The sequence below is a fragment of the Rhodococcus sp. Leaf278 genome, assembly GCF_001426085.1.
Classification (GTDB): Bacteria; Actinomycetota; Actinomycetes; order Mycobacteriales; family Mycobacteriaceae; genus Rhodococcoides.
Window position 1 is genome coordinate 1 of the sequence record NZ_LMRR01000006.1, and the last position, 22,912, is coordinate 22,912.

General features: G+C 64.8%; 18 protein-coding genes and 1 pseudogene. 8 read left to right on the top strand and 11 right to left on the bottom strand.

From position 1 onward, the window contains the following. Positions 1-571, bottom strand: a pseudogene (locus ASG84_RS07620) (3-hydroxyacyl-CoA dehydrogenase NAD-binding domain-containing protein); the annotation flags it as partial. A 41-nt stretch (positions 572-612) separates the two neighbouring features. On the opposite strand from ASG84_RS07620, the gene ASG84_RS07625 reads away from it, so the two are divergent. Further along, a complete protein-coding gene (locus ASG84_RS07625) occupies positions 613-1,344 on the top strand; it encodes a cyclase family protein (RefSeq protein ID WP_235581582.1) in 732 nt (243 codons plus the stop codon). A gap of 10 nt (positions 1,345-1,354) precedes the next feature. On the opposite strand, the gene ASG84_RS07630 is transcribed toward ASG84_RS07625, so the two are convergent. The 6 genes from ASG84_RS07630 to ASG84_RS07655 form a co-directional block, all read right to left on the bottom strand. Further along, positions 1,355-2,284 carry a LysR family transcriptional regulator gene (locus ASG84_RS07630; RefSeq protein WP_235581583.1) on the bottom strand — a complete coding sequence of 310 codons (930 nt, stop codon included), beginning with the start codon at positions 2,282-2,284 and terminating at the stop codon, positions 1,355-1,357. Between the two features lie 122 nt (positions 2,285-2,406). Next, the gene (locus tag ASG84_RS07635) at positions 2,407-3,345 is read right to left on the bottom strand and encodes an alpha/beta hydrolase (protein WP_057476415.1); all 939 of its coding nucleotides are present in this window, start codon (positions 3,343-3,345) and stop codon (positions 2,407-2,409) included. A gap of 53 nt (positions 3,346-3,398) precedes the next feature. Then, the gene (locus tag ASG84_RS07640) at positions 3,399-6,284 is read right to left on the bottom strand and encodes an aminotransferase (RefSeq protein WP_057476416.1); all 2,886 of its coding nucleotides are present in this window, start codon (positions 6,282-6,284) and stop codon (positions 3,399-3,401) included. Next, a complete protein-coding gene (locus tag ASG84_RS07645) occupies positions 6,277-7,956 on the bottom strand; it encodes an amidohydrolase (RefSeq protein WP_082520847.1) in 1,680 nt (559 codons plus the stop codon). Before ASG84_RS07645 ends, ASG84_RS07640 begins: the two co-directional genes overlap by 8 nt. Beyond that, complete coding sequence (locus ASG84_RS07650; protein ID WP_057476417.1) at positions 7,953-9,194, bottom strand: MFS transporter; 1,242 nt, start codon at positions 9,192-9,194, stop codon at positions 7,953-7,955. Before ASG84_RS07650 ends, ASG84_RS07645 begins: the two co-directional genes overlap by 4 nt. A gap of 115 nt (positions 9,195-9,309) precedes the next feature. Next, positions 9,310-11,331, bottom strand: a complete 2,022-nt coding sequence (locus ASG84_RS07655; protein ID WP_057476418.1) for an amidase — start codon at positions 11,329-11,331, stop codon at positions 9,310-9,312. Between the two features lie 105 nt (positions 11,332-11,436). Between ASG84_RS07655 and ASG84_RS07660 the strand changes: the two genes are divergently transcribed. Then, a complete protein-coding gene (locus ASG84_RS07660) occupies positions 11,437-12,060 on the top strand; it encodes a TetR/AcrR family transcriptional regulator (protein ID WP_057476534.1) in 624 nt (207 codons plus the stop codon). A gap of 56 nt (positions 12,061-12,116) precedes the next feature. Here the strand turns inward: ASG84_RS07660 and ASG84_RS07665 are convergent, their stop codons facing one another. Further along, the gene (locus tag ASG84_RS07665) at positions 12,117-12,728 is read right to left on the bottom strand and encodes a TetR/AcrR family transcriptional regulator (protein WP_057476419.1); all 612 of its coding nucleotides are present in this window, start codon (positions 12,726-12,728) and stop codon (positions 12,117-12,119) included. Positions 12,729-12,825: 97 nt separating this feature from the next. Between ASG84_RS07665 and ASG84_RS07670 the strand changes: the two genes are divergently transcribed. Continuing rightward, the gene (locus tag ASG84_RS07670) at positions 12,826-14,355 is read left to right on the top strand and encodes an APC family permease (protein ID WP_082520849.1); all 1,530 of its coding nucleotides are present in this window, start codon (positions 12,826-12,828) and stop codon (positions 14,353-14,355) included. After that, the gene (locus ASG84_RS07675; RefSeq protein WP_057476420.1) at positions 14,348-15,940 is read left to right on the top strand and encodes an amidohydrolase; all 1,593 of its coding nucleotides are present in this window, start codon (positions 14,348-14,350) and stop codon (positions 15,938-15,940) included. The genes ASG84_RS07670 and ASG84_RS07675 overlap by 8 nt, the downstream gene beginning before the upstream one ends. A 19-nt stretch (positions 15,941-15,959) precedes the next feature. Here the strand turns inward: ASG84_RS07675 and ASG84_RS07680 are convergent, their stop codons facing one another. Next, complete coding sequence (locus ASG84_RS07680; protein WP_057476421.1) at positions 15,960-16,391, bottom strand: MarR family winged helix-turn-helix transcriptional regulator; 432 nt, start codon at positions 16,389-16,391, stop codon at positions 15,960-15,962. A gap of 101 nt (positions 16,392-16,492) precedes the next feature. On the opposite strand from ASG84_RS07680, the gene couN reads away from it, so the two are divergent. From couN to ASG84_RS07700, 4 genes are read left to right on the top strand one after another with little or no spacing between them, the layout of a single operon-like run. Next, positions 16,493-17,401: a 4-hydroxyphenyl-beta-hydroxyacyl-CoA dehydrogenase gene (couN, locus tag ASG84_RS07685; protein ID WP_057476422.1), complete on the top strand. Its 909-nt coding sequence runs from the start codon at positions 16,493-16,495 to the stop codon at positions 17,399-17,401. Continuing rightward, the gene (gene couO, locus ASG84_RS07690; RefSeq protein ID WP_057476423.1) at positions 17,398-18,303 is read left to right on the top strand and encodes a 4-hydroxyphenyl-beta-ketoacyl-CoA hydrolase; all 906 of its coding nucleotides are present in this window, start codon (positions 17,398-17,400) and stop codon (positions 18,301-18,303) included. The genes couN and couO overlap by 4 nt, the downstream gene beginning before the upstream one ends. Then, on the top strand, positions 18,300-18,761 hold the full coding sequence (gene couM / locus ASG84_RS07695) for a p-hydroxycinnamoyl-CoA hydratase (RefSeq protein ID WP_057476424.1): 462 nt from the start codon (positions 18,300-18,302) through the stop codon (positions 18,759-18,761). Before couO ends, couM begins: the two co-directional genes overlap by 4 nt. 30 nt (positions 18,762-18,791) lie before the next feature. Continuing rightward, positions 18,792-20,315, top strand: coding sequence for an acyl-CoA synthetase (locus ASG84_RS07700; protein ID WP_057476425.1), 1,524 nt, complete (start codon positions 18,792-18,794; stop codon positions 20,313-20,315). On the opposite strand, the gene ASG84_RS07705 is transcribed toward ASG84_RS07700, so the two are convergent. Together ASG84_RS07705 and ASG84_RS07710 are read right to left on the bottom strand one after the other, a co-directional pair. Next, positions 20,303-21,343: an agmatine deiminase family protein gene (locus ASG84_RS07705; protein ID WP_057476426.1), complete on the bottom strand. Its 1,041-nt coding sequence runs from the start codon at positions 21,341-21,343 to the stop codon at positions 20,303-20,305. The genes ASG84_RS07700 and ASG84_RS07705 overlap by 13 nt on opposite strands. A 137-nt stretch (positions 21,344-21,480) precedes the next feature. Then, complete coding sequence (locus tag ASG84_RS07710; RefSeq protein ID WP_082520850.1) at positions 21,481-22,869, bottom strand: flavin monoamine oxidase family protein; 1,389 nt, start codon at positions 22,867-22,869, stop codon at positions 21,481-21,483. Positions 22,870-22,912: the final 43 nt, after the last annotated feature.

Genomic DNA, 22,912 nt, shown 5'->3' on the forward strand with positions numbered 1-22,912 from the left:
GCAGTGCCGCCGACCTCTCGGCTGTCGTCGACCCCCGCTCGAGTGCTTTCGCTTCGAGCTTCTCGGCGTAGAGTCTTCCGCGATCGGCCGCGTCCTGGTCGAGGTCTTTCAGTACCACCTCGATGCCGGCCTTGGCGCACACGTAGGCGATCGCGGCACCCATCATTCCGGCCCCGATCACCGCCACGCTCCGGGCGGTGAACGTGTCGTGCCCGGCCGGCCGTGACGTGCCGCGCCGGATGGTCTGCATGTCGAAGAAGAACGCACGAATCATGTTCTGCGCCACTCGATCGGTCATCAGAGAGACGAAGTAGCGGGTCTCGATACGATCCGCAGTGTCCACGTCGACGGTCGCGCACTCCGCTGCGGCGGCGAGGATAGCCCTCGGTGCAGGAGCGGGTGCACCCTTGAGCTGCTTACGGAGCAATGCCGTTGCAGCAAGGAGATTCTGAGCGACGGCAGGGTCGGTGGGCCCGCCGCCGGGAATCTCGAAACCCTTGACGTCCCAGGGCTGCACTGCCGACGGGTTCTCGGCAATCCATGCCTTCGCTGCCGGAATCAACGCGTCGACATCGGGAGGGTTGGCGTCGACGAACCAATCCCGTACACACGATGCTCGACACGGGTACCGACGCCGTCACCGGAATCCAAGGCTTCCCGCACGGAATCGGTGGTGCCGACGACGTCGTCTCGATGCCGCTGCAGTGCTCGACTCAATGGGACGGACTCGGGCACATCTTCGACCACGGTGTGGCATGGAACGGCCGGCCGGCGGAGAAGGTCGTCACCAGCCTCGGGGACGGTGTCACCGGCATCGAGACGGTCGCCAACGGAATCGTCGGTCGCGGAGTGCTGTTGGATGTGGGCCGGCAGTTCGGTGAGAACGGAGAATTGCCCGACGGGTTCGCGATCACCACCGAGCACCTGACGGACACGATTGCCGCACAGGGAAACAGCTCAGAGATCCGTCTCGGCGACATGGTGTTGGTTCGGACCGGCCAACTCAGTCGCACTCGACGGGACGGCTGGGGTGACTACGCCGGGGGAGCAGCCCCCGGTCTGTCCTTCACCACCGCGGATTGGTTGCACGACAGCCAGATCGCGGCGATCGCGACCGACACCTGGGGCTTCGAGGTTCGTCCGAACGAATTCGATGTCGCGTTTCAGCCTTTGCATCAGGTGGCAATTCCGAACATCGGGTTGTTCCTGGGCGAGATGTGGGATCTCGACGCGCTCGGCGACGACTGCGCGGCGGACGGCATCTACGAGTTCTTTCTCACCGCCGCACCGATTCCGGTGACCGGTGCGGTGGGCGCGCCGGTCAATCCAATTGCGGTGAAGTAGGGTCGGATCGTTACCCGACGTCGGTGGCCGAGTCCGCTGCGCGAACGACGATGTCGCGTAGAAAGATGTGCTCCGGATCGCGGTCGTAGATGGGATGCCACCACATCGTCTCGACCAGTTCGTTCACCTCGACCGGACATGCCATGGTCCGCACGCCCGACGTCGAGGGTAGAAGGCGCGCAAGCCTTTCTTGAAGCAGCGCAATGCGTTTGCTGCCGGCAACGAGGTCGGGAATCGTGAGGAAGCTTTCGGTCACCACCTGAACGTTCGGCTCGATGCCGAGCATCCGCAATTGTCGGTCCGCGGGCGTGGCGGCCGATGGGCCATGGAACACCACGGCCCAGGGAGAGTTCTTCAAGTCGTCGACGCTCAATGTGGGACCGATGTCGTCGTTGTCCGAGGACACGATCATCACCCAGCGATCGTGATACAGATCGCGGTGCGGTAGATCGGTGACCACACCGTGCGGCACGAGCATCAAATCACTACTCACCAAAGTATGTTCGACCCGGGCGACCAGGTCAGGACTGGTCGGGCGAAAGCGCAGCCGGGCACGCGGCGCTGCCTCGGCAAAGAGGCCCGCCAGGGTTTTGCCCAAGACGGTGATTCCGTAATCACTGACCAAGATGCTGAACTCACGTGTCGACTCCTGCGGGCTGAACTCGGGTCGAGCAGGGAAGACCCGCTCGACGCCGTCCAGGGCCAGACCGGCGCGTTGGCGAAGTTCGGCAGCCAGCGGGGTCAGGTGATACTCGTTGCCGACCCGGTACAAAAGCTCGTCGTCGAAGTGTCGTCGCAGTCGCGCCAGTGCCGCTGACAGGGCGGGTTGGCTCAAGTTCAGTTGTCGCGCTGCGTTGGTGACGCTCATGTGCTGAAGAAGGGCGTCGAGCGAGACCAACAAATTCAGGTCGAGAGTCGCGACGCTCGTCACCTTTCGCACCGGCCGAGCATAGCCCTTTGTGGTGTGTCCGTGTCGACGCGCTATGCGCTGAATCGACCGATGTCGGTAACGTCATCAGTTCCTACTGTCCGGTCCTCGACGCAGACATTTTCCCCGAAAAGTTACAGGGCTTTGATGACTCGAAGTCGATCCTCGGTGGACCGGCGACTCACCGCGGCCTCGGGCGCGATCCACTCGAATGCGTGCGGGGCGCCTGTTCGTACGTGTAGCTCGCACGGCACTCCGGCACGAAGCAAGCCCAGCGCATAGTCGATACTTTCGTCCCGAAATATGTCGAGGTCTCCAACATCGATGAAGGTCGGTGCCAGATCGAAGAAATCTTCGAGATGTGAGGGAGAGGAGAGCGGCGACACATCTACTCCCTCGGGAAGTAGCGCGTTCCATCCCGTGAAGTTGTCGTCGTATGTCCACGTCGCGGTCACCGTCAGATGGGGATCCGGCAGGAGGTTACGTGAATCGAGCATGGGATAGATCAGGATCTGTCGTGCCAGCGCTATGCCGTTGTCTCGCGCAAGGATTGCGACGCCGGCGGCCACACCGCCGCCTCCGCTATCGCCCATGATTGCGATGCGTTCGGGGTCGACACCGAACGCTTCCGCCTCGTGCACGAGCCATGAGAGTGCGGTGTACACGTCCTTCACTGGAGTATCACCGGTCACCTCCGGTGCCAGGCGATAGTCGACGGACAGAAACGCCACACCGGTGAGCTGGGCATAGTGAGCGATGACGGGGTCGTACAGATCGACCGAACCGCTGATCATTCCGCCGCCGTGCGCGTACACGACCGCACTGGTGCTCACCCGATCGTCCGGGAGATACCAACGCGCGGCGATGGGAACGCCGTCGTCTCCTTCGACCACGACATCCGACCGCCTCACGGAGGTGCTGTCCGGTAGTTTGCCGTGGTCGATCGCGAGGGTCGCGTCGATGACAGTTCGCAGCGTCATGGCATCGCCTCGCTCGGTCGCGGGTACGACGCCCGATGCTGCGGCGGCCACCTGCATAGCCGCCGCTACCTCACTGTCGAGAGCAATAGCCATCTGCGTGTTCTCCTGCCGAATGTCGAGTCGCTCGCGCTACGGGGGGACTCGCCTCACCAACCCGTGGTCAGGACTCTGTCCAACGAGTCGACGAAGTAGTCGACCGATTCCTTCGAGACGCACAGCGGGGGCTTGATCTTGAGCACGTTCTGGTAGTCGCCGGTGGGTTGCATGATCACTCCGAGTTCGAGAAGCCGGTTGCAGATGGCCTCGGTTTCCTCGGTGGCGGGCTCGAGGGTGGTGTGGTCACGGATGAATTCGAGTCCCAGGTACAGACCCGATCCGTGCACGGTGCCCACGATCGGATGTTCAGCGGCGAGGGCTTGCAATCGAGACTTCAGGTGGCCACCGACCACGCGCGCGTTCTCCTGCAGACCCTCCTGCTGGATGACATCGAGCACGGCGAGGCCGATCACCGACGACACCGGGGACCCGCCCGTGGACGAGAAGAAGTAGCCGCCGGTGCGATAGCGGTCGGCGATCTTTCGCGAGGTCACCACGACGCCGACGGGTTGGCCGCTGCCGATCGATTTCGCGACCGCCACGACGTCGGGAATCGCCTGCTGCTGCTGGAAGCCCCAGAACCATTCGCCGAGTCGGCCGTAACCGACCTGCACCTCGTCGGAGATCGCAAGGCCACCGTGCTTGCGGACTGCGGCGTACACCTGCTGGAGGTAGCCGCCCGGAAGGGCGACACCTCCGGCGTTGCCGAAGTAGGACTCGGCGATGAACCCGGCGGGGAGAGTGCCTGCCGCGGCCAGGTCGTCGATGAACTGCACGGCCTCGGGGGCGTAGCGGGCCGCGTCGTCACCGCGGTGCTTACCGCGGTAGGAATTCGCGGCGTCGACCGTGTGCACCCAATCCGGTCGGGTGGCAAGGGCATTGGGGTTGTCTGCTATCGAGGTCGAGACGGCGTCGCTGGCAAAGGTCCACCCGTGGTAGGCCTCCTTCATGGCCACGATATCGGTACGTCCGGTCGCGGCCATCGCGATGCGGATGGCGAGATCGGTTGCCTCCGAACCGGAGTTGACGAAGAACACGGTGTCGAGCTCGTCGGGAAGGGTTGCAGTGATGCGTTCTGCGAACTCGGTGATGGCGCGATAGTTGAAGCGCGAGTTGGTGTTCAGCAGGTGCATCTGCCGATTCGCCGCCGCTATCACCTTCGGGTGGGCATGGCCGACGGAGGCGACGTTGTTGACCATGTCGAGGTAGACCCGACCGTCGACGTCGGCAAGGTACTCACGCCATCCACGCTCGATACGGGGAGGCTCCGCGTAGTAGTGCTCCTGGACCTCGGCGAGCAGTCGTTCGCGGCGCTCGAGGGTGTCGTCCTCGGGAGCGAGGACGGTAGCGGGTAGCCCGAGAACCGGGGCCGGGTCACCGGCGAGTACCGACCACCCGTGGGCGTACGAGGGTTCGACACGCAGTGGTATCGGCCCCGAGTTCGCTCGGGTGAGCTGGACGTCGATCGGTGTGCGCGCCGGGAGCACAGGGGGATTCGCCGAGTTCGGCACTCCGACGAAGTGAACGGCGTCGTCACCGGACGTGACGGTGATGCCGTCGTCGGTGTCCGTGGTGTAGCAGTCTGCAGGCACGTCGAGCGCGGTGTCCTGGGCGAGCCAGATGGTCAGCGCAGTGGGGATCGTGGCCGGCTCTGCGGGGGTTCGGCTGGGTCCTCCGGTGAGTCGAGCAGACCACGCAGGTGCCACCGCGGCGGGAGCGCCCGCATCGAGCGCGGCGAGCGCGGCGGCCGTCAGGGTGTGGCGGTCCAGCCAGCGTCCTTCGTCGTTGATGCTCGATGTGGTGCCCGCGTCGATGGACACGGCGTCGGACACACCGGCGACCAGTGGCGCACCCTGCCATTCCGGGCGCGGCCGGGCAGCGAAACCCAGTGCTCGACGGATGGTTTCGGTCATCACGGCGCAGGACACCGACGCTGCTTGGGTGAGGACGCGGAATTCGCGATCCAGCGCGGCGTCGGCGTACGAGTTCCCGGCGTCGAGGCGTACCTGCTGGCGGCCGCTGAGTACCAGGACCACTCCGCGCAGGGTGACCAAGGGCCACAGTGCCTCGATCTCGTTCTCGCTCAGCGGACGCGCGGCATGGAAGGCGCGGATGGCAGGCAGAGAGTCGACCGGCGCGAAACCGTCGTGGTGTAGCAGCGAGGACAAGGTCACTGCGATTTCGTTGACCGCCCACGACGCACTGACGTCGCCGAAGTCGATGACGGCGTCGGGGAGTGCCCCGGGTGTCGTCGGTGCGAGAACGTTGTCGTCGGTGATGTCGAAGTGACCGAGCTGCACGGGCAGGTCGGCCGACACCGAATGCAACTGATGCATCGCCGATGCGGTGACCTCGGTGACGAATGCGCTGACATCGGGGTCCGGCTCGTCGGGCAACAGTGTTGCGATGACGCGATCGGCATGGCGCAGATCCCATTGCAGCACCCGGCCCGACGCGGGGTGGTTGACATCGGAGAGCGCGACGCTGACCTTGCCGGCGAGCTCGCCCAGCCGTGCGGCCGTGGCGGGGGAGAGATAGTTCGAGCCCATCAGCGTTGTGCCCGAGATGAATTCGATGACCCGGCCGTGGATGCGCCCCTGCGAGGAGTTCCACCAGGCAGACATCGGTCCGCGTGGGCCGATGACCACCTTCGGGGTACGCAGCGTCGGCTCTCGCTGGGCGACGATGCTCGCCGCGAGGTCCTGCAACTCGATCTCGGACTCGCTGAACACCGGGTTGCTGAGCTTGAGGACGCCGATCGGGGCACCGCTGTCGATGTCGCGGACCACGAAGTTCTGGTCCTGTTGGCTGCCGAGTTCGGTGAGGGTGCATGCCAATCCGAAGTTCTCGTCCATCAGTCGACGAACCTCGTCGGACTCGAGGGTCGGCGTCGGCAGCTCGGGCTGCGCGAAGAAGTCGAACACGGTGTCAGACATGGGTTTCCTCGGTCTCATTCTCGAACACGGTCTCTTTCTCGAACACGGTCCTGCCGCCGACGATGGTGCGCGCGACGGATACAGCCAACAGAGTGCTTCCATCGAGCACATCGCCGTCCAGAACGACGAGATCGGCGTACAGGCCGGGTTGCACTCGACCGACGCGCGAATCGGCATCGAAGGACGCGGCGGAATCGAATGTCGCGTGGCGGAGGGCAGCGTCGAGGGGTACCGCGAACTGCGGTTCGTTCGGTGGTAGCGAGTGGTCGGTGGCCGAGCGTCTCGTGGTGGCGATGTAGAGATTCGCCAATGCTTCGTGGGGCGCAGTCGGGGCATCGGTACCGAATGCCAGGCGGGCCCCCGCAGCGGTGAACAGCGTCCACGGATAGCCACGTTCGACACGGTCGTCACCCAGTTGTGTGCGCCAATTGGGTTGAATCGCAGGATCGGAGTGCACGGGCTGCACCGACGCCGTGATACCCAGTCGAGCCATCCGGTCGGGTGTCTGCTCGCTGACTATTTCGAGGTGTTCGAGCCGCGGTCGTCGGTCCCATGTGGGATTGACGTCGATCATGGACTCGAGAACGTCGAGGGCCATGTCACTGGCCAGATCGCCGATCGCGTGGATCGCCAGACGCAGTCGGGCAGCATCGGCGGCAACGACAACGGGCAGAAGCGCCTCGGCGCTCCACAGCAGGTCTCCGTTGGTGCCGTTGGCGTACGGGTAGTTCAATGCTGCGGTGCACGCGTCGATCACGCCGTCGAGGACGAGCTTGATACCGACGAGCTCGAGCCACGGTGTCGGGTCGTTTCGCAGCTCGAGAACCCGGTTCACCTGGTCCAGATTGCGCTGCGCGTCGCCGGTGTCGATCACGAGCCAATGCGCCGCGACACGGACGGGCAGCCGGCCTCCCGAGCGCTCCGCAACGCTGCGCAGCGCGCGCCAGCCGTCTTCGTCCATGCCCATGTCGACGACCGAGGTGACCCCGGCCGCGGCGAACGCGTCGAGCGCCAGCTCTATGTGTCGCTCCCGATCCTGGTCCGAGGTGACCGAAGACAGGTAGGCCCAACCCAATTCGTGCGCGGCGCGCTCGTACAACATTCCGGCTGGGGAGCCGTCGGGGAGGCGCGAGATCCGACCACCGGCCGGATCGGTTGTCGCCGTGTCGATTCCCATGGCCTCGAGTGCAGCGGTATTGACCCAGATCGAGTGCATGTCGTTGGAGTCGAGGAAAACTGGAATGTCCGAGACGACCTCGTCGAGCATGGCTGCGGTGGGTTCACCGTCGATGGCATCGAAGAGCCAGCCGCGGCCACGCAGCATGGTCGCGTCGGGTCCGAGGGATTGCCGCGCCTCGACCAGCCGTCGCCTGATTTCGGTGAGATCGCCTGCGTCGGTGAGGGCTACGCTGCTCAGCCCGGCTCCGAGCCAGAGCAGGTGCACGTGCGAGTCGACGAATCCGGGGAGGACGAATCGGCCTTCGAGATCCTCTGTCACGTCGGCGGACGCCGCATGCGCGGTGCCGGGCAGGTGCACCTCGGCGATGCGGTCGCCCTCGATCAGCACGGAGTCGGCCTCGGCCAGGGTGCCGTCGGCGACGGCCTCCAGGGTGCCGGAGGAGCTGAGAATCCTGCCGTTCACCAGTGCCGTGCGAGCGGTGGGGGTAGTCATCGAGATGTCTCCTGTTGTAGCGAATCCGAGTGCCGAGCGTTTTTTTCTGCTTGTTCGACGCGGGTGGACAGGCGTGCGACGAGAACGACCGGTACGACCAACACCCAACTGGTCACGCCCACCACCCAGCCGAAGGTGCTGTAGCCGAACGACTCCACGAGCCAACCGCCGAACGCGGGAGCGAAGCTGGTACCCACGAGATAGACACCGAGTGAGGGGCCCGAGAATCTGCCGTTGGCATCGAGGGCCGCCGCGGTGGCGATGAAGAACAGGAAGGCCGCCAGGTACACCGAGTTCCAGGCGACGAGCAGCACGCCGTACACCGTGGGATCGGTCGCGAGGGATGTACCGAGTTTCAGGGCACCACCGACGACGAGAAGGACTGCCATCGGAAGTGCGCGCCCCACTCGGTCGCCGAGAAGGATGAGCACGAGAGCGGCGAAGAATCCTCCTGCGCTGGATGCGCTCAGAACCACGCCGAGAGCTGCGTCGCTCAACTGCGCATTGTCTGCTCCCATGGTGCCCGCGATCGCCCAGAGAGAATCCTCGCTGATTGCCCACACCGCGTACATCACCAGCAAGAACATCCCGGCAACGGTGGTGCGCCGCGTGTCGACCGAGGTGGGTGACGGGGTCGTCCGTCGCATCGGTTCGGGTGAGTCGAGTACGGGTGCGGCGGGTAGCCAACCGGACGTCACCAGTAGGACGATCGCCAGACCGGCAACGAAGCCGTAGACACTGCCCAAGCCCACCCCGACGAGTGGAATGACGGCGAGGACGAGCGTCACGACGGCACGGTTGACGAGACCGTTTGCGGCCGACATCCTGTTCGGATTTCGCAGCGCCGCCAGTGCTGCACCGCTCGCCGCCAGTGCGCCACCGGCTCCCGCGCCTCCGACGATGACGCCGACGACGGTCGCAGTGGCACCGATCGGGAATGCGGCGACACCGAATCCGAGTGCCGTGACCACCAGACCGACTCGAGCTACCGCCACTCGCTGTGAGCCCTCGGCCAGCCGGGTCACCGCGATACAGGCCAGGGCGGTGGCGAGCAGCGAGCCCGTCATGATGGTTCCTGCCTCGGCGACGCTGACGCCGAGGGAGTCCTGAAGCGCGATCACCATGAAGGGCAACAGGTTTGCCGTCAGCAACCCCAGTACGGACATGCCGAACGTCGAGGTCCCTCGTCGAGTATCGAGCGGAAGCCGGGTGGCGTCGGGCGTCAGCGGAACGGTCATGAGCTGCCTCGTTGTCAGTGGGCCGAACGCCCGGGTAGATAAAACATACACTGTCGGTTTAATTGGGGCCGGGCAATTCCGTAACCGGTCGCCGTCGAGGAACCCCCCCCCTTGCTCAGAGAGGCGATCCGTCGGTTGTGGCCAGTGCTCCGGCGGCCCCTCCGTCGGCGCTGTGTGCGACGGCGACGACGAGGGGACCGTACGGTGCCCGCCACTCGCTGTGCCGGGCATCGTGCGCACCCGGTGGGATCGACACAGTTCCCGTGGCAACACCGTCCGTCACCGACAGCGGCACGCGTACCCCGTCGACGAAAGCGTGCACCTGATCGGCGTTTCCGCCGGTGACCTCGACGACGAAGGACAGCTCGTCGCCCGTGGACCCTGGCCGCAGATGCACGTCGCGTAGCGAGACGGCCAGCTCGCCGCCTGCGGTGGTGCTGCCCTCGAAGATCTGCTCGTCGCTCAGTGCCGGAGTACGAGTGGGTGCCACTCGTCGTGCGCCGAGGGCGTCGACGGAACGAGCGATCTGCAGCAGGGTCGAATCGGCGTACGCGGCACCGGCCAGGGTCAGGCCGACCGGCATCGATGTGTCGCTCATCGATCCCATGGGAACGGTGACCGTAGGGATGCCGAGGTGGCGGGGAACGAGATTGCCGTTGGCCACCCAGACGCCGTTGCGCCACGCGATATCTGCGGATGGCACGTCGACATCGGCATCGGCGGGACCGACGTCGGCGACGGCCGGGAAGAGGACCGCGTCGAACCTGTTGTCTCGCAACCACTTATCGAAATCGACGCGGCGGACTTCTTCCAAGCCGCGCATCCCCGCTTCCACGGACGGAATGCGATCGAACGGTGTCACTCCGGCCTTCGCCATAGGAACGTAATCCGCCAGATCGTAGGCCGTGTCGAACGGGAGAATGCCGTAGCGATCGGGGAGCGCACCCGTCGGATGCGGGAAGATGCGCCCCGCGTCGGTCTCGGCCAGGCCACGCAGGCCGGGCTGACCGTTCGAGGCGAGGAAGCTGTCGAACGCCCACACCGATAGTTCTTCCAATTCGCGTTCGAGGAACTCGGCAGGAACCAGTCCACGGTCGACCATCGTCCGTGAGTCCGGATGCAGTCCCTCGTAGTTCTCCACGGCGGGGAAGTCGGTCTCGATCACTTCTGCGCCCGCCGCCACCAGGTCGTCGCGCATGCTCTGCCACAGAGCCATCACCGAGTCGCGGGTGTGGATCGGATAGGCGCTGTCGGGATCGCCGTTGATGTACAGGCGCGGCACAGCGAGCCGAAGGCCTCGCAGCGGCAGCGGCGGCAGGTCGGTGAAGGACGCGGGCCGAACCTCCGAGGCCGGCGGAATGGGCACCCACTCCTGCATGCGCCACAGATCGCCCTCGGTGACCGCATCGTCGGCCACGACCACGTCCAGTAGCTGTAGTAGGTCCTCGACCGTACGGGCATGGGGTACAACGACATCCATCGTGGGCACCAACGGCCAGTTGCCCCGCACCGAGATCACCCCGCGAGAGGGCGTGTACGCGACGAGCGCATTGCTCGACGCGGGTGCGCGTCCGGAGGACCAGGTTTCTTCGGCGAGTCCGAAGGCGGCAAAGCTCGCAGCTGTTGCCGTGCCGGATCCGTTGGAGGAGCCGGAGCCGAATGCCGAGGTGAGAAACTCTGCGGCGTAGGGGCTTTCGGCGCGGCCGTAGAGTCCGCGCTGCATCCCGCCCGCTGCCATGGGAGGCATGTTGGTCAGGCCGAGGCAAATCGCGCCTGCTGCTCGCAGTTGCGCCACGGCGAATGCGTCGTCGGTCGCGACGAGGCCCTCGAATGCGGGCGAGCCCGCCGTCACCGGAAGGCCGCGCACCTTGTAGCTGGCTTTGGCTGTGTAGGGGATGCCGTCCATCGGTCCCAGTGCCTGGCCGTCGGCCCGCCGACGGTCGGCTGCGCGGGCCTCCTCGAACGCGGCCGGGTTGAGCACCGGTACGGAGTTCAGGGCGATCCCGGTGCGGTCGAAGTGCCCAATTCGATTGAGGTAGCGCGCCACCAGTTCGACGCTCGTCACGGTGCCCTCGGCGAGTGCGGCGGCTACGCCGGCGACATCGGCCTCGACCACGGTGAAGGAAGAAGAAGTCATGACAGAACTAAAACACACACTGTCGGTTTTGGGAACGGGTGAATCGAACATTTTCTGGGCATGCAAGGCTGTCGGTACTCGACGACCGCCCGAGAGGAGACAACGATGGCACGGCCACCTCGCGCCATTCTCAGTCGTGACCTGATCGCCCGCACCGCGTTGGCGCTGGTCGATCGGCACGGAGCCGAGGGTGCGAGCATGCGGGGCGTGGCGCTCAAATTGGGCGTGAACCCTACGTCCCTCTACAACCACGTCGCCGACCGCGCGGCGATGATCGAAGACGTCCGTGCTCTGGTCTCGGCCCGCATCGATTCGTCACCGCTGCGCGAATTGCCCTGGGAAGAAGGCCTTGTCGCCTGGGGAAGGTCCTATCGATTGGCCTTCGCAGAGCATCACCGCGCGGTTCCCTTGCTCATGACCACGCGCGCATCGACCCCGGTGCTGTTGGCGGAGTACGAGGATTTCTCGGTTGCCGCCGAAGCGGTGGGCTGGGCCAGTAGGGACGTATTGCCTCTGCTGACCGCATTCGAGTCGTTCATCCTCGGCAGTGTCCTCGACATGTCCGGCCCGAGTGTCGTGTTCGATCCGGCAGGCCAGGAAGAGGCCTTCCCTCGCTTGGCTGCGGCCTACGAGACTGTGCAGGACGAGGATTCCGATGATCCCATTGCCACTCGCGCCTTCGAGATGGGTCTGGCGATGCTGGTCGCATCGGCACGTCCGCGACGGTGACGTGCGCACGCCGCTCGACGCGGCGTGCAGGGTACGTGGATGACGGTCGCCCGGAGTCAGCGATCGGCGAGACGCGCTCTGAGGCCGACGAGTAACGCCGACAGCCCCAGCTCGAAGGCGACGTCGGTGGGATCCGGTTGTTCCTCTGGATCGCCCACCGCTGCAGTCAGTGCCGGGTGTGCCCGACGATCCGGCGTGTAGAGATTTCCGCCGCTACCCATGTCCAGGGCCGAGCCGAGAATGAAGTTGTCGAACGCGATGATGATCGGCAGCACCTCCGGCCAATCGAAGCCCGCGTCGTGCAGCCCCTCGGCGATGCGCTCGTACTCCGACAGTGACTCGCGGTCGCGAACACGCGAGGTGGCGAACAGGCGAATGGACCCGGGATGTTGGGCGAACGCCGCCCGATACGACCATGCCAGCCTAATCAAGGCCTCGTCCCACGGGTCGGTGCCGAATCCCGAGCTGTCGATCGTGCGCCCGATTCTGGCGCGCATTCGGTCGATCACCTCGTCGCGCCCGGTCACATGATGGTAGAGCGAGGAGGGATGTACGCGGAGTTTCGACGCAAGCTGTTTGACGGTGAAATCGCCTGTGGCATCGGTGATGTGCAGCGCGGCGTCGACGATGCTGTCGACGTCGAGCAGTGCTGTTGTCGGCCTTGCCACATCGAGTCCTTGTCATTCGGGGTCTTGTCGAACTGCGAACTGTGGTCTAGGTTACATCAAAACCAAACGTCGTTGGATTAACCACACGGAGCCGGCCATGACCATCCCCCAACATCCCGGGCAGCCGAACGCCCTCGACCGCGCCAGTCTCCATTCGCGCGACATCGTTTTCTTCGTGATCGCTGCGGCGGCACCGCTGACCGTCATGGTCGCCGTTGCGCCGATAGCCCTGTTGGTGGGTGGAGTGGGCGCACCCGCGGGATACCTGTGCGCCGGCCTGATCAGCACGGTGTTCGCAGTCGGTTTCACCAAGATGGCCCGGCACGTGCACAACAACGGCGCGTTCTACTCCTACATTCGGATGGGGCTGGGCAAAGTTGCAGGTTTGGGCAGCGCGTTGGTCGCCGTCGCGGGCTATACGCTCCTGCAGATCAGCACCTACGGGTTGTTCGGTGCGGTGACCCAGGCGACGGTGAGCGATTTTGTCGGAGTCGACCTGCCGTGGTGGTTGTGGGCGTTGGTCGCTGCCGCGATCGTGTCGGTACTCGGCTACCGGTCGATTCGGGTCGGGGCCAAGATCCTCGGAGTATTGCTCGTTCTGGAAGTGCTCGTCCTGCTCGTCTTGGCGATCGCAGTGATCGCCAAGGGCGGAGCAAGCGGTCTGAACCTGCAGCCGTTCTATCCCGAGAACGTCTTCACCGGATCGATGGGTGCGGTACTCGCGGTCTCGTTCGCCGCATTCGTGGGTTTCGAGGCAACCGCCCTGTTTCGCAACGAGGCGGTGCGCCCGGATCGAACGGTGCCGCGGGCAACGTATGCAGCGGTGATCTTCCTCGCGGTCTTCTACTGCTTCATCGTCTGGGTTGCGGTCATGGCGTTCGGAGCCGAGAACGCGGTTGCGGCGGCGGCGGCCGATCCTGCCGGGTTCTTCTTCACCGCGATGCAGACGTACGTCGGTAGTGCAGCAACGGATGTGATGCGCGTTCTGATCGTCTCGAGCGGGCTCGCAGCTCTACTGGCCTTCCACAACGCGATCACCCGATACGGATATGCACTCGGTCGCGAGGGAATCTTCCCGGCGCGTCTGAGCTTCGTGCACAGCAAGCACCTGTCTCCGCACATCGCCAGCATCGTGCAGACGGCAACCGCGGTGGTGGCCATCGTGTGCTTCGCCGCCGCCGACGTCGATCCTGTTCTGCAGTTGGCCGCGTGGACGGCAAGCACCGGAACGGTGGGAATCCTTGCGCTGCAGTGGCTCACCTCCCTTTCGGTCGCCGTGTTCTTCCTGCGCGGTAGAGAAGTGGCGCGGGATCGGGTCGCAGCGATCGCCGGAATCGCCGCGTTCGTCCTCATCGGGATCGCGCTGTACCTCGTCATCGACAAGATCGAAATCGCCACTCTGACGACCGATCCGGTGGTGAACACCGTCGCGTCCATCGGTTCCGTCATGGTGTTCGCGCTGGGCTCGGCACTGGCTCTGTGGATCCGAGCGCGTCGACCCCAGGTGTATGCACGCCTGGGCACCACCGACATCGATTCGGAAATACTTCCCGATACCCAGGCCGGCCCGTCGACAACGTCGATCGGGACCCGCGCCGACGATGCACGAGGAGTGCGACATGACTGATGCCACACTGATTCTGATCAATGCCACCGTTCTCACTCAGGTCGACGGTGCCGAGCCGCAGCAGGCCGTCGCAGTTCGAGACGACCGGGTGATCGCGGTCGGCAGTACCGACAGTGTCCTGGGAACGAGTGGCCCCGGCACGAAGATCATCGATCTGGCCGGGAGCACTCTGACGCCCGGATGGGTCGACGCCCACACACATGTGGTGCAGGGCGCATTGATGTCGCTCGGCGTGGATTTCAGTGGGTGCGAGAATCTGGACGACGTGCGTCGGGTACTCCACGACGCGCAGCCAACGGACGGTTGGATTCGCGGCTGGGGCCTGAACCACAACGTATTCGGTGGGCAGGCTCCGAGCTTCGATGCCATTTCGGACGCGGTCACGACGCCTGTTCTCATTCGGTTCTACGACGCGCATTCGTCGCTGGCCAATCAGGCTGCACTCGATGTGGCGGGAGTGACCGGCCGAGAGAGTTTCGACCACGGCGTTGCCCGGGTGGCAGTCGACAGTGGCGGGAAGGCGACCGGTCACTTGATCGAGGAGCCGGCCATTCATCTGGTGGAGGCTGTCATGCCGGCGCAGAACGCCGTCGCGGCGAAGTCTCTGCTGCGCAACGTGACCGAGGAGATGGCATCTGTCGGGCTGACCGGAGTGCACGTCATGGACGATCTCCCCGGGACCGTGGAGATGATCCGAGCGCTCGACGAGGACGACACCGGACTGCGGTTCTGGGTGTACGGCTGGGTCCAGCCGGATCATCCTGCCGACCGGCCCGAGAAGCTCGCTGCGCTGGTGCACGGCACCGCCGGGAAGCGGTGGCGATACGCGGGAGCGAAACTGTTCATGGACGGAACGGTCGAAGGCGGGACGGCGTGGTTGTGTCATCCGGATCTGTACGGCGACGGCACTCGGCCGTCGTGGACCGACCCGCAACGTTATGCAGCCGTGGTGCGAGAACTCGACAGTCGCGCAGTGTCCACCACTACCCATGCGATCGGTGATGCCGCTGTGCGCCACTGCGTGCGGACGCTGGCCGACCTCGGCGACAGCGGTGTCGGGCACCGTCTCGAACATCTCGAAACCGTCCGCCCCGAGGATCTGACAGCGATCGCTGCCGCCCGCATCTCCGCATCGATGCAGCCGACCCATTGCACCAGGTACACCCGAGCAGACGAGACCGACGACTGGTCGCGGCGGATGGGCCGCGATCGTATCGACCATGGCTGGCCGGTGGCGGATCTTCTGGACCTCGGCGTGACCGTTGCACTCGGATCCGATTGGCCGGTAGCGCATTTCGATCCACGCGTCGTCATGGCCGATGCCCGGCTGCGTCGCCCTGCCGGCGTACCGGCCGACCCTCCACGTCAATCTCGGCAGGCGATCTCGGCTCGGCAAGCACTCGACGGATACACCAGTCATGCGGCGGCGGCGGCCGGTCTGACCGACGGCACCGGAACGATCGTCGTCGGCGGGCCCGCAGATTTCACCGCGGTGGACGGCAACCTGATGGGCCCGGCGGATCTGCTTCCCGATCTACCGATCATCGCGACGGTGGTCAGTGGAAGCGTTGTATACGAACGCTGATCGACTGCCTGTGGACGGTCTACTGCGCGCGGACGATCGAGTGCAGCGTCTGCCGTAGCTCTCGGACACCGCGGTCGCCCAGGGCGGACAGGATGTCGGACTGCGTCGACGCCAGGGCGCGCTGCGCGTCGACGCACAGGGCGCGGCCGGTGTCGGTGGCGTCGATTCGCTTGTTTCGTCGATCTGCTGGGTCGACCCGCCGGGTGATCAGGTCTCGCGCCTCGAGGTCGTCCACCAACGCAACGATCTGACTGGGGTCCAGGCCGAGCTCCTCGGCAAACTGCCGCTGCCCGAGTCCGTCAGCATGCTCGCAGGCAAGTGCCAGCACGGAATACGAGCGGACGCGCAGCTCGAAGGGCGCCAGAGCCGTTTTGGCGGCGGCCGTCAATGACGTTCCTGCACGTGTCAGCAGAAATCCGATGTCGTCGGACAGGGGGGCGATGTCGGTCATGGTGCTCCTCGTATCGACGACGATCCTAGCAAAAGTGAATCATTGACTTTATCAATTATTGATGGTTTTCTCAGTTCAGAAACCACGAACAGGAGAGAGCTATGAATCTCGACAACAAGGTCGCCGTCGTCACCGGAAGCGGGCAGGGCCTCGGTCTGGCGTATGCCCAGGACCTCGCGCGCCACGGTGCAGCCGTCGTTATCAACGATGTGGACCAGGCGATCGCCGATGCAGCCGTCGCCTCGATCGTCGACGCGGGTGGACGGGCAGTGGCGGTCGTGGCTCCGGTGGGCAGCACCGAGACCGCGCAGAAGCTGGTCGCCGCGGCGGTCGAGGCGTTCGGTCGCCTCGACGTCATGGTCACCAACGCGGGAATTCTGCGTGACAAGGTGTTGTGGAAGATGACCGACGACGACTTCGACGCCGTGGTGAACGTTCACCTTCGTGGCACGTTCACCTGTGCACGTGAAGCAGCCGTTCACTTCCGCGCTCAGGGTGAGGGTGGCCGGATCGTGTGCATCGGCTCTCCCGCCGGTCAGCGCGGAAACTTCGGGCAGACCAACTACTCCGGCTCCAAGGCAGGCATCGTCGGTATGGTGCGTACCTGGGCCATGGAGCTTCAGCGTGCAGGTGTCACCGTGAACGCGGTGTGCCCGGTGGCGGCCACGGCGATGACCGAGAGCGTTCCGTTCCTCCAGCCCTACATCGAAGCGATGAAGAGCGGGGATTCGTTGCCGCCGTTCGCCCGTCGCGAACTCGGCTTCGGTACACCCGAGGACGCGGCCGGCATCGTCTCCTTCCTTGCCAGTGACGCGGCCGCCGAGGTCACCGGGCAAGCATTCGCGGTCGGCGGCGACCGTCTGGCGCTGTGGACGCACCCGGACATGATCAACACCAGCTATCACGACGGCGGCTGGTCGGCCGACGATATCGCCGCTGCGTGGCCGTCGACGTTCGCGGACAGCCTCGAATCGGTCGGAGAGAACCTCCCCGTCGAGCCGACCCGATGAGCTCGAAGTACGAGTGCAACATCGACTTCGAGGCAATCACCGCACTCGATGTCCACACCCATGTCGAGATCGACGGCTGTGGGCACCGGTCGCTCGACGACGAGTTGATGGCAGCGTCGGAGAAGTACTTCAAGTCCGGTGAGGAGCGCACCCCCGGTATCGACGCCATCGCCGAGTACTACCGGGCCCGCAACATGGCCGCAGTGGTGTTCACCGTCGATGCCGGAGCAGCGTCCGGACATTCGCCGAACTCGGTGGAGGAGATCGCCGAGGGTGCCGCCCGCCACAACGACGTACTGATCCCCTTCGGTTCGGTCGACCCCTGGCAGGGCAAGGCAGCGGTGCGTCGAGTACACCGCCTCGTCGAGGAATTCGGTGTTCGCGGCTTCAAGTTTCACCCCAGCATGCAGGGGTTCGAGCCGAACGATCGCCGCTTCTACCCGATCTACGAGGCCATCACCGAGGCCGGCGTGCCCGCGCTGTTCCACACCGGCCAAACCGGTATCGGAGCGGGCCTTCCCGGTGGGCACGGCATCAAGTTGCGCTACTCGGATCCGATGTTGCTCGACGATGTCGCTGCGGATTTCACCGACCTGACGGTGATCATGGCGCACCCCGCGGTGCCGTGGGCGGATGCGCAGATCTCGATCGCCACGCACAAGTCGAACGTGTACATCGACCTGTCGGGGTGGTCACCGAAATACTTCCCGCCCCAGTTGGTGCGGGCGGCGAACTCCATGCTGAAGCGAAAGGTGTTGTTCGGCTCCGATTTTCCGGTTCTGACGCCGGACCGTTGGATGAAGGACTTCGCCGAGCTCGACATCAAGGACGAGATTCGTCCACTCGTGTTCAAGACCAATGCACTGGCCGCACTCGGCCTGTCCGCCAAGGAGACATCATGACCACCCGCGTCGCCACTCTCGCTGAATTGAAGACCCTCGAAAGCACCGAACTGGGTACCAGTTCGTGGATCGAGGTGCCCCAGCAGCGCATCGATACTTTCGCCGACGCCACCGACGACCACCAGTGGATTCACGTCGACCCCGAGCGAGCCAAGGCCGAAAGCCCCTTCGGTGAGACGATCGCGCACGGTTACCTGACTCTGTCGCTGATCATCCCGATGTGGGAGGAGCTGCTGGTGGTCGACAGCGTCACCACGAAGATCAACTACGGCTTGAACAAGGTCCGCTTCACCAACCCGGTCCCCGCCGGCGGCCGAGTTCGACTGGCCGCGACGCTGAAGAGCTGCGAAGAACTACCCAAGGGCGGAGCCCAGCTGACCGTTGCGGCGACGATCGAACTCGAAGGCAGCGAGCGACCCGCGGTCGTCGTCGAGGCCGTCTACCGCATGTTCGACTGAGATCACGGACCCGAGAGGAACAGATTTCAGATGCGTAATCAAGGAGTCGGGTCGTGGATCCGTCGACGCACCAGGCAGTGCCCACGAGCCACCGCGATCGAGTTCCGCGGGCAGAGCACGACGTACGAACAACTCGACGAGCGCACCACCCGGCTCGCGCACGGTCTGCGCGAGCTCGGGGTGGGCCCCGGAGATCGAGTCGGACTGTTGTCCACCAATCATCCTGCCTATCTCGAAGTGCTGTTCGCCTGCGGCGTGCTCGGAGCGATCTTCGTGCCACTCAACGCACGGTTGACGGCACCGGAAGTTGCTTTCGCAGTAACGGACTCGGGTCTGTCGGTGTTGGTGCACTCGGAGGCGTTGGCGGAGACCGCGAGCTCCGCCGTCGGTGACGGCTCCACGCGTCGACTCACGTTGGGCACGGAGTACGAATCGGTGATCTCGGCGGCACCCTCGACCCGCATCGACGAGGCGGTGCAGGGCGCGGATCTGTGCTTCGTCATGTACACCTCCGGCACGACCGGCAAACCCAAAGGCGTCGTGATGACTCACGACAACGTGTTGTTCGCCGTTCTCAACGCGGTGCTCGATCTCGACCTGTGTAGCGACGAGGTCGCGCTGGTCTGCGCTCCGCTGTTCCACACCGCGGCGCTCGACATGGTGGCACTGCCCGTCCTGTTCAAAGGCGGTTCGGTCGTCATCGAGGAGGGGTTCGACGCCGGACGCGTGCTCGAGATCGTCGAATCACGTTCGGTCACATACACTTTCGGAGTGCCGACGATCTTGGACGCGCTCGTGTCGCATCCTGCGTGGGCCGACGCGGATCTGACCTCACTGCGCCGGGTGGTGGTGGCCGCTGCGCCGGTGCCGCCGCGCACGCTCCGTACGTATTCCGAACGCGGCATCAAGATGTGCCAGGGCTACGGTCTCACCGAAAGTGGGCCTGGCGCAACGATGCTCGCTGCGGTCGATGCGGAACGCAAGATGGGTACCGCCGGTGTGCCGCACACGTTCTCGGACGTCAGGATCGTCGACGCGATGTCGCAACCCGTCGGCCCGGGGGAGCGCGGTGAAATTCAGATCCAGGGCCCCAACGTCATGAAGGAATACTGGGGCCGCCCCGACGCGACCGCCGACGTGTTCGACGACGGCTGGCTGCGTACCGGCGACATAGGAATCGCGGACGCGGAGGGTTTCGTCACGATCGTCGATCGGCTCAAGGACATGATCATCTCGGGCGGGGAGAACATCTACCCCGCCGAGGTCGAAGCGGCACTTCTCGAACTGCCCGGCATCGACAGTTGCGCGGTCTTCGGTGTGCCCGAAGACAAATGGGGCGAGTCCGCCGTTGCCGCGATCACTGTGGTCGAGGGAGCAGCCGTCGACATCGACTCCATAGCGGAGGCTCTCGGCGGCCGGCTCGCACGCTACAAGATCCCCAAGCGGTACATCCTCGTCGACGAGATCCCGCGCAATCCGACGGGCAAAATTCGCAAGAACGAGTTGCGGGAGCAGTATTCGATACCTGCCCCCGCGTCCACTCAGTCTGTCTGAGCCTGTGGCTGGTTCTGTGTGATGCAGTGAATTCCGCCCCCGCGGGCGAAGAGCGGTCGAGCGTCGACGGTGACGACGGTGCGACCCGGGTATGCCGCAGAGAGAATTGCAGCAGCCTCTTCGTCCGCGGGATCGTCGTAGCTGCAGGCGATCACGCCGTCGTTGACGACGTAGTGGTTGATGTAGCTGTAGTCGACGAATCCCTCCGCGTCGCGGAGAAGCTCCGGGGCCGGAACCTTGACGATGGTCCACTTCTCGCCGCGTGCATCGACGGCGTTCTCGAAGATCTCGAACACGGTCTTGCTGACCTCGTGATCGGGGTGTTCGGGGTTGCGCTGGTCGTGAATCAGAACGACGCCGGGCGAGGGGATGGCAGCGACGATGTCGACGTGGCCACGGGTTCCGAACTCTTCCGCGTCCCGGGTGAGTCCGCGGGGAAGCCAGATGACCGTGGTGGCACCGATCGTGCGGGCCAGTTCGGCCTCGATATCGGCCTTCGTCAGTGTGGGGTTGCGACCGGGATCGAGTTGTACTGTCTCGGTGACGAGAACCGTTCCCAGCCCGTCCACCTGAATGCCGCCGCCTTCGTTGACGATCGGAGAATCGATCGTCTCGACACCGGATTTCTCGATGACCAGTGCGCCGATCTTCGAATCCTTGTCCCATCGCGCCCAGTCCTGCGCGCCCCAGCCGTTGAACACCCAGTCGACGCCGCCGACACGGCCGTCCTCGGACATCACGAACGTGGGCCCGATGTCGCGCATCCACGCGTCGTTCAACGGTGCTTCGACGATGTCGATCGCGAATGCGGTGTCGGCGGTCAGATAGGTTCGTGCGACAGCGCTTTCGGCGGGATCGACGATGACGGTGACCGGCTCGAATCGAGCGACCGCCTGTGCCACCTGGGCCCAGGTCGTCCGCGCTTCGTGGGCTTCCTCGGGCGTGTCACCGAGCGAATAGCCCTCGCACGGGTATGCCATCCAGGTCCGTTCGTGCCGAACACCTTCGGCCGGCATGGTCCACGTCATCACTGCCTCCCGAGCTTCGAGGCTGCAGCCGCGGATGAAGTGTGTTCTGTGACAGTGCGCATGTGTGTCCTTAGTGGTGGATGAGCGGCCTGCTCTGTGCAGTGCCTTCGATTGATGAGCCAGTGGGATGTTCGGAACTACCGGCCGATTGTCGACACGATGTCCGCGGCGGTGCGGTGGCCCATACGCACGGCGCCGTCGACGTGTTGGTACCCCTCCGCGGCAATGTCGGAGCAGGAGAAGTGAATCGGTCCGACGGGAGTGCGGCTGTCCTTGCCGTAACGGTGCAGCCCGCCGAGATCGAAGCTCGCCGCATAGGCACCGCGGGTCCACTCCTCCGAACCCCAGTCCGACTCGTAGTAGACAACTGGTTCGAGTGCTTTGGGCCCCAGGTAGTGCGCGATGGATTCGAGAATCTTGGCGCGGCGATCCTGCTCGTCGAGCTCGAACATCGCGTCGGCCTTGGCGTCGGACACGAAGCCGACCAGTGTGCCGCGGCTGTCCTGATGGTTGGTGTTGTCGTACACCTCCTGGACGATCTCGGAGGCACCGAAGCCGGTTCCCGACAACCCGTCCTCGCGCCAGAACGGCGTGTCGTACACCGCGTGCACCTTGATCACCAGTCCGAGCGACTGATGCTGGTGCATCTGATGCTGGCGACGGGGAAGCGGCGGGTCGTAGGAGATGCGCGAGTACAGGTTCGGCGGAACGGCGAGAACGACGCGCTTGGCGTGAACTTCGATGTCGCCATCGGCGAATACCGTTGCGCCGTTGGCGTTCCACCGCACCGTACGCACCGGCGCGCCGAGGAAGACGTCGTCGCCCAGGGCAGCGGCCATGCGGATCGATACCTGCTGCATGCCACCGACCACGCGCTTGTCGAGGATGAAGTTCTCGTCCACCAAGTGTGAGAACGATCCTGCCGACGCGGCCATCAGGACGGCCTGCAGAGCCGAGAACGCGTGCGCCGGTTTGGTCAACATGCCACCGGCGATGAACATGCCGATGTTGCCTCGTGCCTCGGGATCGTCCGATCGATCGACGAGCCACTGCTCGAACGAGATCGTGTCCAGCTCACGAGACAAAGGATGTGCCCACGGCTCCTCGGGGCCGATCTGGGCGGCCAGATCGTCGAGCAGTGCGATGAGGCGGTCCATTTCCTTGTTCGTCGTCTCGTCGACGGGGAACGAGTCACCCGAGTAGCGGGTCCGCTCACCCGCGGCAGAGATGTAGACGGATTCGCCCTCGCGGTACCGGTCGAACGTCTCGAGACCGAGTTCGCCGATCAACGAGATCAGCGACTCCTGATCGGGAGAGACCCACTGGCCGCCGATTTCGAGGCTTGCACCGTCGATGGTGTCGGTCCACGTGCGTCCTCCGACGCGGTCGCGCGCCTCCAGGACTGCGACGGTCAGACCCGCCTTGCGTAGTTCGGTTGCTGCGGCCAGGCCGGAAGGGCCGGCCCCGACGACAGCGACGTCGCGTTCGAGGGTGGGCACTGTCGAGCTCCTTTGATTGCGGTACATCGGTTTCGGCCGATGGCACCTCGATTCTGTCCGGAATTCACCC